The organism is Pseudovibrio sp. Alg231-02 (genome assembly GCF_900143565.1).
Taxonomy (GTDB): domain Bacteria; phylum Pseudomonadota; class Alphaproteobacteria; order Rhizobiales; family Stappiaceae; genus Pseudovibrio.
In genome coordinates this window covers 93,005-104,196 of the sequence record NZ_FREX01000014.1, presented here as the reverse complement: position 1 = coordinate 104,196, position 11,192 = coordinate 93,005, and the positions used below count along the sequence as shown (strand labels likewise).

Here is an 11,192-nt window from a genome sequence, read left to right as displayed (position 1 = left end):
GCCGTGAGCCGTGAGCCGTGAGCCGTGAGCCGTGAGCCGTGAGCCGTGAGCCGTGAGCCGTGAGCCGTGAGCCCAAAAGCCAAACCAACACTCGAAGCACAACAACAAAAACCACCTTCAGCAGCCTAAAAACGCCACAACGCCAGATTTGAGAGGCTTTGCGTTTTTTTGCGTTCAAACCTGCAATGTTACGTTGCTATGTAAAACCAGCAGGTCAAACGGCGAAGCAAGGCTACAAAAGACCTCGCACCTAGTCAGTCCAAAGAAGCAACCAGAAGCAAGGCTCAGCAGCAGACTTATTCCCCATCTGCCAACATCTATCCCCGCTCCAGAAAAACATATCCCCGCACTCAATACGACAACACCGGCATCGGCATCGGCATCGGCATCGGCATCGGCATCGGCATCGGCATCGGCATCGGACAAACCACAAAGCCAGCACTTTAAATCAAGTCAGCAAAAGCACTGCAGCTCATTTAACTCAGCAACCCCAGGTCCAAGAGAACGTTCAATTCAATCCGGCACCGCATCCATCACGACAAGAAAGTGCAGCTTTAGCCGGAAACTGCACGCACCACGACAAAAGCGCGTTCGCATCAGCCCTACACTTCACCGCAAATACTCCTGTCCAACATGCGACAAGCACAAACGACATTAGCACCCCGAAGCAGACGGCCAAACTCAAACCACCTCAAGCCTTCAAATCAAACCAATTCCAAATAGCAACCCAATCACCACCAACAAAGACTCAAGGAGAACATTACGGGAATAGACCGAGATCAAAACAAGCTGCACTATCAAAACCAACATAGACAACCCGACTATCAGTAAAATCCGAGTTCTTTGACAATTGAATAATGAACTTATTAAGTAGATCGCGCTCTGCTGTAGGCTAATTTACATTTCGCCAAGCTGGAATGCACCATCCGGCTTTCATCTAGAAAGGAGGCAAGGGCCAATCATCGAAGTAAAAATTGCTCCAACAGGTAGCGCCCGTCATAGTCCCAGTGAGACAATCGGCCAGTATGCTCCATCACTAACAACCCCATGCAATGTGCAATCGCACCAGCCGGCCATTCGGGAGACCGTCCTCCAGCACGAGCGCACCCCTCAATCAATGCAATCACCCTACTAACTTGCACGTTAAGAACACCATCAAGCTCACGCCCCAATCCAACCCGCTTCAATCCACTGAACACATACAAACCCAAAGCAAGATCATCCGGGCGTTCATTATAGAAATCAAAGAATGCAAGTACACCAGCCTGAGCCTTCTCTTCTATAGACAAGCAGGTTTCAATGGCCTCGGTAACGTTGATATGCAGCTGCTCTAGCGCTTCTTGTAAAACAGCACAGTAAAGCTCTTCTTTGCTATGAAAATAAGGGTAGATCGCACCGGTCGTACATCCGGCCGTTCGGGCAATGGAGCGCATCGAAGCCCCGTCGAGACCTTCTTTTGTGAAAACATCACGTGCAGCATTCACAATGAGCGACCGGCGTGCCCTTCTCAGGTGATCTGCCCGCATTTGGCGGGCATCAACCTTGGTGCTTTCTTGATCATGTAAATCAGGCATCGTTTCTCACATTAAAGAGGCGCATTAATCGGGCGATTAGCGGTCCAATCAAATGTGCCCTGATCACGCTCGCGAACAGCCTGTTTCCAAGACACGTCTTCCGCCCGCTGTTTAAAATTCATGCCTTCAGGGCTATGGCGCGTAATACCATCAAAGAGCGTCGCTATCATTTGCGTCTGGTAAAGCCCCATGGACTCAATCGCCTGGTTGATCATGAGTTTTTGCATCATCAGCTGGTTCACCGGAATACCAGCCATCCGCTCAGCAAGCTTTTCAACTTCCTCATCAATTTGATCTAAGGGCACAGCTTTATGGATCAGACCAATTCGCTCTGCCTCTCGACCATCAATTTTGTCGCCAGTCAACAGCATGCGTTTTGCACGTTCCGGGCCAAGCCGATAAACCCACATTGCAGTTGTAGGACATCCCCACACTCGGACCGGCATGTAACCAATATGCGCATCCTCTGCCATAACAATCATGTCAGAACACAATGCAATGTCGGAACCACCTGCAACGGCATGGCCATGCACTTTTGCAATGACAGGCCGATAACTGCGCCACAACGACATAAATAGATCTGTGTTTTGTTTCATGAAGGCATAATCCTTCATAGGATCCCAAGGCATTTCCTGAACACCCGGATTACTTCCCTCCGTTTCAGCATAAGCCGTCAGGTCATATCCCGCACAAAACGCAGGCCCATTACCGCCAAGCACAATGACATGAACACCGTCATCTGAGTTCGCCCGTGCCACACAAGCCGCCAGCTCTTGCGGAATATCCATATCAATAGCATTCATCACCTCAGGCCTGTTCAGTGTAATGCGTGCGATACGGCCATCTTTTTCATAAAGTACCTTAGTCATAGTTCCCTCCCATAACGACTCAATAAAAATATAACACCGTTATATTTGAGGGAATTGGCCAATGGGAGAATCCAGCAGCCCAATCAACCTCTGGAATTTTCAGCCCTTAAAGTTGCTCTAAGTTCGGTTGAGCATTACGGCCAATAGCAATAAGGGCGTAATCCACTGATCTAGATGAATACATGCTCTCGCCAATTCAGAAATCTCGACAAACAGCGCGCATTCTAACTTAGCTACAGGAGAGCACTAGAAAGTTATAAGAGGCGGAAACAACAGCTCCCACCTCAAAACGTCAAAACCACATCATGAAAAATTCGTCTAGAGCTCAAGTCGAAGCTCGACGCCCTCATTCTTCGCCCGGGAACAGCACAGAACCAGAGTGTCTTCTTTTTCTTTCCCACTCAGCACGAAATCACGATGCTCCACTTCGGCACCTTGATATTTGGCCGTGCAGACCCCGCAGATGCCATCCGAGCATTTGGTTGGCACGGAAATTCCCTTCTCATTCAGGACATCAGCTACGCTCTTGTCCTCCGGGATCTCAATACGCTCACCCGTTGACGCCAGTTTTACAAAAAAGCTTGTGTTGACATAATCACCCTGATCTGGAACCGAGAAATACTCTTTATGCAAGCTCTCCTCAGACCAGCCTTGAGCAGCAGCAGTCTCCAGCACTCCATCCATAAAGACATCCGGACCACACGTGTAAACATGATAGCCGTCTTCAAAGTCAGCCAGAATTGTACTCAGATCTGCCCGCGTTCCTTCACTAGAACAATGAATGAAAGCCTTATCCGCCCAAGGTGCTCGCTGAATTTCATCGATGAACCCAGCCTTGTGGCGATGACGGAAACAGTAGTGCAACTCAAAAGGCTTCCCAAGCACATGCAAACGATGCGCCATTGCAATCATTGGTGTCACGCCAATTCCACCACCAAAGAGTAGGGTTTTCTTTGCATCTTCATGCAACGGAAAATGATTGATCGGCTTGGAGATGAAAACCCGGCGTCTTTCATCGAAGATCCGGTGCATGAGCGCTGAACCGCCGCGCCCCTCTTTTTCTTCCAAAACACCAATCACGTATTTACTGCTGTCTGCCGGATCGCCCGCCAGTGAGTACTGGCGCAAAAACTCAGGAGCCACAACAACATCAATATGCGCTCCGGCTTCAAACACAGGCAACGGCGAGCCGTCGTCCAGCATAAACTCGTAGCGGGATACACCTTCCGCTTCCACATCCACCTTAGACAGGCGAACTGCTAAGACCGGAGACGAACTCGCACTGACCTCATAAACAGGAGCCAGGTCATTCGACCCAGCAGCAAGGCGGGCTTTGTATTCTTCAGCTGAAATCATACCCTGATAGGCCTTGATCCCAGCTTCCCGGTCCATCATGAACGGAAATGGCCATGGATGCGGCGCAAGATTGGCTGGATACACCGCCAGCGTCTGATCTTCATATTTAAGATCAAGGTCGAGCTGCAACTCGCGCTCATTGGTCCCTTCAGCGATCACATAATTACCATCACCGCTCGCAACCAGATCCCACCACCACTTTTTGACAGGGTTTATGGATCCGTTGCCAAGCTTGTCATCCAGCTTGGCAAGAACTTTGGCAGAAGATGGCATCTTCATTGCTGTCCAGCGGAACGGAGCTTCGCTGAACAATCCTTCAAGATTCCACGGACATGTTTTCATGCAGCGACCACACAAGGATCCCGCTGGCTGGGACACACGGTAACGCGCGCACTTCTCAGAGTCTGACTTCCAGATCTCGTAGCCATTGAACATACGTTTCGGCCCAGCTGTGATCGCCCCAGATGGACACTCACGCGCACATTTATTGCAGCTTTCGCAAAAGCGTTGTAGGCCAAAATCAATTGGCTTGTCGTAGGTGAACGGCATATCCGTCGTCACCACGCCGGACTTTAAGCGCGGGCCAAGGTAAGGGTTCAGAATAACCTCGCCAATACGGCTCACTTCACCAAGGCCAGAAAGCAGTAACAGCGGTGGCTGAAGAACTTCACCATCAACGACAGAATGACAGCGGGCCGGATACCCCAGGCGGCGGATTTGCTCAGCAACGATCCCCCCAATAATGGAGGTTCGCAGATACGCTCGCATCGACTGTGCACCGGAGATCCAATCATCCCCGCTTGCGCCCTCCATCGTCTCATGCCCTTGATCCACCAGAATGGAGATCGCGTTTTTATGGTAAGGCGTAATTGGCTCACCGCGTGCATCGTGAGAATAGTAGGCGTGATCTGGGCAGCGGGATAGGCCAACTGCATCAGCACCAAGGAAATAGAGTGCCGACTTTACGTTGGCCGCGTTTTTATCCGGGTCTACCGCACTCGGCGAAACTTCAGAGGCGGTCTCACCATCTTGCAGCAAGATCAGCGCGGCAAGCGCACGGCGGGCGCAGTACCCCATCGGGTTTTTGGCGAGATACCCCCCATTTTTAGCAGCTTCCTGAAGGGGCTTGCCCATGTCACCAAAAAGAGCACGCGCAAACATGTCCGTCCGTTTGGGGACACGCGGCACGCGCGGCTCATCGATAAAGGTCGTTGTCTCGTCTACCCGCTTGATCTTCTCAAACGGGAACGCCCCCAAGTGGTAATCGCGGTTCTCAAACGGTTTGCGATTGAAGGCATTCTTGAATGTCCCCATGCCCAGCTGCCATGCAGGGCCGTGAGAACTCCAGATATCCGATAGTTTCCGTGGTGCAAGCGGCTGATCTGATGTTAGCTCAAGCGTGGTTGTCACAGCTGCCAGTGTAAACTCGCGGCCAACATATGGATTGGAGACAACCGTTTCACCGTCTTCTTCAAGCACTTCCACCAATCCGGCAGAAACCGCCAGTCGGTTCAGATCCACATCAGCACTGCTCGTGGTATGCGCACGCGCCTCAACACCCAACAGGCGCAGATAGTTGGCCAGAACCACAGCCACTTCAGCTGCACGAATAGCAGAACGTTGCTCACAGGTACCCACAATCCAGTCGCCACCGGGCTCATCAGCTCTCGGCTCACGCGGATGCTCCATCAGCACCACCAGCGCAGAGCCATGATGTGTCACAGCTCCCGGGGTGGATGCGGCACTGTCGCGGACATCAGCCATGGTCACGTCGATGCCAGCTGCCAGAGTCTTGGGCTGAAAGGTCTGAAGATCTTTTGCGAGCTTATCCAGATCAGGATTGCGCAGTGATCGCTCAAGAAAATGATCAGGAACCAGATCACAAGTACCCATCATCGTGGCATCGAAGAAGTACCCAGCAGCTTTGAGGTGATTAGCTCTCTCCTGCGGATCATCCGGGATCTCTGAGAGCTTGGCGTTGTGTGCCCCATCACGGATCGCATCCATGATCGCGCTGAAGGATGCCATCGAGTTGCTCAGGATCTCTGGATTACCGGCCTGTGAGAAAACCGTTGGCATCACCTCGGGCACACGCCTCAGATCAACTGCCTCATGCGTCCGCTTCAATCGTTCAGAAGGATATGGTCCAAGATGAACCTTTCTGTTTTTGTAGGAAAACAGACGCATATTACTCTCCCCCGGCCGGCTAGTTTGGCGATACTATTATGTCCCGGCTTATTAGTTCTTGCAGTCGCTCAGTCCTCCCTGACCAAACCACTACGAAAATTCATCAATTAACTCTTAGGCATTGCTGAGCTCATGTCAACATTAAGCGCCTTCATCACTACGACTTGAAAGAAAATGCGCAGCCAGCCGACAATATAATTGCCATCAAGATGATCACAATTGAGTTTTTCACTCAAAAAACCCATAATATGAGGAGATACTGCCAGCAGCCTTAAACCCTTCAGACAGACAAATCAGCCTCAATGAAATTCATCCCCGTACGCCGTCATAACGACGGCTGAAACCCAAAAAAAACCGCTCGGTAATGATAAACCGAACGGTTGCTCATGCTACAGTAAGACGGACTGTTACTTAATTTCGATCTCATATGTGTTCCCGCCAGATATGACACGTCCTGCCGAATACATCCGAAATTTGGTCACGACCTTATCTGTGCCTCGAAAGTCTTTATCCGGCGAATAGTACATGATCAGATCGTTCGTCTGTTTACCCGCACATTTGCCGGCTGTCTTTGGCAGTGCAGATCGGGACTGCACAAAACGAACGACACCATGCTCCGGCTTCTTAACAAAAGAGACTTTTGGTAAGGTCGCAGAGCTGCATGTTTCAGGAACGTAATAGCTATAAACGTTAAGTTTTGCAGTACGGTTTGCCGCAACCTGAGACCTGATCAACTCAGCATTTGCGCTGAATGAGAACACCACAAACAGGAAGACACAAATGTATTTCATCGCAATTCTCCAAAAATTTAAATCAAAATTATATAAACTAGAGAATCGACAAAGCACAATCAAACACATGTAATATTCATATTGAACACACAAGTAGATCTACTCTTTAATTTCACACCTGTCCTTTACGTAAATCTACATTCACTCAAATAATCGCGGTGACATTTTAGAATATAAAATCTATTTTTATCTACAAAAGCCCATAAACTATTGATTATGCAATGCTCATGCAGGTATTTGCAGTACTTTTGCAACCAGATCATCACGCTCTAATCTTCCATCAAGACGCAATACAGGCATTTTGCATTCTTTCAGCCAGGCTTCATGCCTGTGCCGGCTCCTGCCAGAAAAGTCGGGTTGCTCATACTGCGATGCCCACTGAAAGAAAGCCTCGTGCGTCTCAAACATGTCGCCACCTTCAAGAATACGATCCCCAAAACGTTCCATTTCTCGTTTTTTCAATCGCTGCAAGCGCTCGTCTTGCGGTACACTGATGAAAACAACAAGCGTGCTTTGAGAGACAAGCTCCTTCGCCCAGCCCTCACAAGCTCCACTCAAAACCCAACCACCTTCGCCCATCGCTGGTTTCATGAGAGCAACACGCTCTTCTTCAGGCCGTTTTACTGAGAAGGGTCGTTCTGTTTGCTCCCAAAAGTAATCATCAGAATCCACATGAGGAACTGACAGAGCATGAGCAAGTCGATGGCCAAGCGTGGTTAAACCTGCGCATGAAGCTCCAAAGACATAAATACGTTTATGCAATGCAAGAACCTTTATTGCTATGACAATGAGGATGGAACTCGCGCAGCAAGATCACTGGCAATGCGAACAAGCTCACTTTGAGACCCAAAGCCAGCCTTTTCCGTTATTCGTGCCATATGATTGCGCGCAGTATTGTAGCTGATATGCATTTTGTCAGCTGTCTCCCGCATAGACAAGTCAACAACAAGACACTGTTCAGGAAGTACTACATCTGAACACCATTCAAATCCTCAGGAACTGTTATCTCACGTTCTGTCGCGGCACCCTTGCAGCCAGGTCACTCGCAAGTCGAACCAACTCACTTTGAGAATTTACAGAAACCTTGTCGGCAATTCGCGCCATATGATTGCGTGCAGTGTTGTAGCTGATCTCCAGAGCGTGAGAGGTCTCACCCACAGATGCCCCACGAACCAGATACTGAAGCAACTCAGCCTCACGTTTGGACACCCCAAAATAACGTTGAAGGTTGTCCAACTCCGCCAAGGGCTGGTCACCCGGATCCATTATCATGCAAAGGAGTGGCTGCGGCCCGCGTACAAAGGGCGCCAGATAAGCAGGCGTCTCTGAAAGCACATTGATAGGCATCACAACAAAGAACGGATTGGGCGCCGCCTCACCATTCAGGACCAGTGGCCCCAGAGGCTTGCCAGACGTCCGACACCGTAAAATCGCATCCTCAAACAACTTTCGATGCTCATTATGGCGTGAGGAAATCTCTCCACGACGATCAATAAAGAAGCTCTGGCTGGAACTGAAAAACACCTCTGCCTGCTTGTTGGCAAAAGCAACGTGATGCCCTTGATCCAAAATAAACGCCGCACTTGGAATACGATCCAGCCAGAAGGAGTAGGCGTCAGTCAAACCGCGTCTTTGCTCAAGATGCAACGCAACCGAAAACGCATTTTGAAAATGAGGTCTGACAGTTTCAAGAGTTTTCTCAAGCTGCATTGCATCAGGACCATCAAAATCAGATTGCACTGCTACAGAAACCATGGCCGCATCCATCCCCTGACGGTGGATCATAAAGCCGCGAACACGATCAAACACTCCATAATCGCTGAAGACCAGATCAAAGAAATCAGTATCCCGAATTTCATCTTGGCTGATGAAATCCTCGGTATGAATCAAGGCATTCAATGGGGCAAATTTAGCAAATCGGGGCAATGGATTGCTCTGGCCCGCAGCAAGTATTTTTGCTTCCATGTCCTCTTTTGTATTGAGGAAAGTCATGTGATGATATTCAAGCGAGCTGAGCGAGACGATCTTGTAACAGAGCATGGTTTCACGAAAGGACGATGCCATAGGCTCAAAAGCCTGCCCAATATCCTCACCAAGAGCGATATTGGCATAAAGCCGCTGGACCATTTCATCGTGTATGCTTTGCATCACCCCACCCGAATCGGAGAAACACCCCTTCTGTCTCTACGTAAATTAAATAGTAAAATTTTCAGATATCAATAAAATTGAAGAATATTTTCTTTGAACCGCCATAAATGGAAGATTCAAACTAGAAATACCCTTGTAATATCATGGGGAATCTCAGTTATTCATGACAAATACAAATAATTGAAACTACTCTCTACCAGTATCAGTAGGTCTCAAAACCAGACGTGTGATGATGGCATCCTGTTGTTCTTCAAGAGTAAAATCCCAGCCCATCCGTCTTGCTATGCGTTCGCAAAGTGAAAGGCCGAAGCCAAAGCTTTCCTCATAAACAGAGGTAGCATCCGCTTTGGTGCCAGCTGAAACGGGGTTTTCAATCTCAAAGACCCCATTTTGATAACTAATTTTGATCTCACCCTTTTGGGCATGTTGAAACGCGTTACGGATCAGATTGCCAAACAAGATCAGCAAAGGTGCTTTAGGCAGCTCGGCCTCATCCTCACTCAAGTCCAGCACTTCCGTGAGCGGTTTATTGCCCTTCAGATAAGACAGTTCTTCAATGCACCCTACAATTAGCTTTGCTGGCACGAGCTTCTCAACTCGCGGCGGTGCAGAGCTTTCCCTGCCCAGCCAAAGCAAAGTCTCTACAATGATGCGCATGTTCAAATTAGCCCGCTGAATACGCTCCACGGGCACAGTATCCTCAGAACCACTTTCCTGGCTCTTCAGCAGCGCAATATTGCCGGCAATCACCGTAATCGGCGTCCGCAACTCATGGCTCGCATAGCGCAGGAAAGTCTGTTCACGTTCAACAAATTCAGAAATACGGGACACAGTGTATGTGAGCTTCACAGCGAGATTATTCAATTCGCGGAACCTGAAGTTGGGCGGTGTCTCACCCACATTCTCAGCATTCAATGACTGCGCCCAATTTTCCAGATTCTGGATCGGCCGGATCAACCGCTTAGATAAAATGCGCGCACTCACAAAGGTGGCGAGTAGATTGACGATCCCTACAATTGCAAAGGCAAGAAGGACCACCTGATCCTCTTCGGAGCCCTCCAGATATTCTTCTGTGCTCTCAAGCGTGATGTAAAGGTTGCGGCCATCTTCCAGCGGATAGATGTACAGATAGAGATAATAGGTCTCCTTGCAGTTTCCCTCAGCATCACAGCCTCGATCTTCATCATCGTAGTACAGCTCCAGCGGCTCCAATGGCTCCTCTTTGAAACGACGAGACATTTCAGCAGGCAACGCTTCAAGCGAAAAGGCACTCTGAATAAGGTATGTCTCTGGCAGCGGAGCTTCAGGATTTGCCTTTACGGCCTCCTCGTAACTTTCGCCCAGATCCTCAAGTAGGTAGATGATGCTCTCATCTGAGCCAGCTACAAAGAAGATTGGCAGTAAAAACGTGTAGACCAGCAACAGCAGAATAACGCCCAGAAAGAAAGCGATACCAAGTTCACGAAATATGCTGCGTCCGCGCACTCTGGCTGCTTTCTTACTCACCATCCACTTTCTCCCTCAGGCTATAACCCCCGTTTGCATCTCGGCAGATAATTTCAGATTCGGCAGGGCGTTGGATTTGCTGACGCAGTTTGTACAAGTGCACATTAAGGCTGTTGCTCTCCGGAGGTTCATCACCCCACAATCCACGCTCCAATTGTTCTCGGCTCACCGAAGCTGGGCTATGTTTGCTCAAAATACCCAGGATCTTCCAGGCCGTCGGAGAAAGGCGCAGAACACGATCTCCACGCTTTGCAATATTTCGGGCAAAATCCACCTGCAGATCAGCAACCTCAAACAGCTTCGCTTTCGCGCTTCGCCGTCCAGAAAGCGCTCGCAGCCTCACAACCAGTTCCTCAAAGGCAAAGGGTTTGACCAGATAGTCATCCGTCCCGGCTTCAAATCCAGCCAACTTGTCAGAAAGTTCATCACGCGCAGTCAGCATCAGAACTGGGCGATCAATACCTTCCCGGCGCAGCGTTTCACAAACTGTAAGACCATCCATCTTAGGCAATGTCAGATCAAGAATGATAACGTCAAAATATCCCTGCCGTGCAAACTCGAGACCCGCCTCACCATTGTAAGCGTGATCGCAACTGATACCGTGGATTTTCAACACATCAGCAATCGTTCCAGCCAAATCCAGGTCATCTTCAACCAGCAGCGCAAGCAGGTTTTCAGTCTCATTCGTTGCCATCATTTTACCTGCCAAACTCGCCAATCAATTCTGCCAATTGAACACATCCATACTGTAGCAGCATGTG

General features: G+C 49.4%; 9 protein-coding genes and 1 pseudogene. All 10 read right to left on the bottom strand.

All coding sequences use genetic code 11. The features are described from left to right. Window positions 1-174 precede the first annotated feature (174 nt). The 10 genes and pseudogenes from DHN43_RS27135 to DHN43_RS25335 all read right to left on the bottom strand — a co-directional run bounded on the left by DHN43_RS27135 (window position 175) and on the right by DHN43_RS25335 (window position 11,128). Complete coding sequence (locus tag DHN43_RS27135) at window positions 175-426, bottom strand: hypothetical protein (RefSeq protein ID WP_159096986.1); 252 nt, start codon at window positions 424-426, stop codon at window positions 175-177. A gap of 533 nt (window positions 427-959) precedes the next feature. Next, window positions 960-1,574, bottom strand: a complete 615-nt coding sequence (locus DHN43_RS25375) for a TetR/AcrR family transcriptional regulator (RefSeq protein WP_108820508.1) — start codon at window positions 1,572-1,574, stop codon at window positions 960-962. 11 nt (window positions 1,575-1,585) lie between these two features. Beyond that, on the bottom strand, window positions 1,586-2,443 hold the full coding sequence (locus tag DHN43_RS25370; protein ID WP_063304512.1) for a crotonase/enoyl-CoA hydratase family protein: 858 nt from the start codon (window positions 2,441-2,443) through the stop codon (window positions 1,586-1,588). 318 nt (window positions 2,444-2,761) lie between these two features. Beyond that, window positions 2,762-5,986, bottom strand: coding sequence for a 2Fe-2S iron-sulfur cluster-binding protein (locus DHN43_RS25365; protein ID WP_108820507.1), 3,225 nt, complete (start codon window positions 5,984-5,986; stop codon window positions 2,762-2,764). 407 nt (window positions 5,987-6,393) lie between these two features. Next, window positions 6,394-6,777 (bottom strand): hypothetical protein, encoded by a 384-nt coding sequence (locus DHN43_RS25360; RefSeq protein ID WP_108820506.1) that lies wholly within the window; start codon window positions 6,775-6,777, stop codon window positions 6,394-6,396. 225 nt (window positions 6,778-7,002) lie between these two features. Further along, window positions 7,003-7,539: an adenylate kinase gene (locus tag DHN43_RS25355; RefSeq protein ID WP_108820505.1), complete on the bottom strand. Its 537-nt coding sequence runs from the start codon at window positions 7,537-7,539 to the stop codon at window positions 7,003-7,005. Between the two features lie 17 nt (window positions 7,540-7,556). After that, a pseudogene (locus DHN43_RS25350) lies at window positions 7,557-7,718 on the bottom strand (helix-turn-helix domain-containing protein); the annotation flags it as partial. 61 nt (window positions 7,719-7,779) lie between these two features. After that, window positions 7,780-8,925: a helix-turn-helix transcriptional regulator gene (locus tag DHN43_RS25345; RefSeq protein WP_063291504.1), complete on the bottom strand. Its 1,146-nt coding sequence runs from the start codon at window positions 8,923-8,925 to the stop codon at window positions 7,780-7,782. A 186-nt stretch (window positions 8,926-9,111) separates the two neighbouring features. Then, window positions 9,112-10,434, bottom strand: coding sequence for a sensor histidine kinase (locus DHN43_RS25340; RefSeq protein WP_208995624.1), 1,323 nt, complete (start codon window positions 10,432-10,434; stop codon window positions 9,112-9,114). Further along, complete coding sequence (locus DHN43_RS25335; RefSeq protein WP_082827085.1) at window positions 10,424-11,128, bottom strand: response regulator transcription factor; 705 nt, start codon at window positions 11,126-11,128, stop codon at window positions 10,424-10,426. Before DHN43_RS25335 ends, DHN43_RS25340 begins: the two co-directional genes overlap by 11 nt. Between the last annotated feature and the right edge of the window lie 64 nt (window positions 11,129-11,192).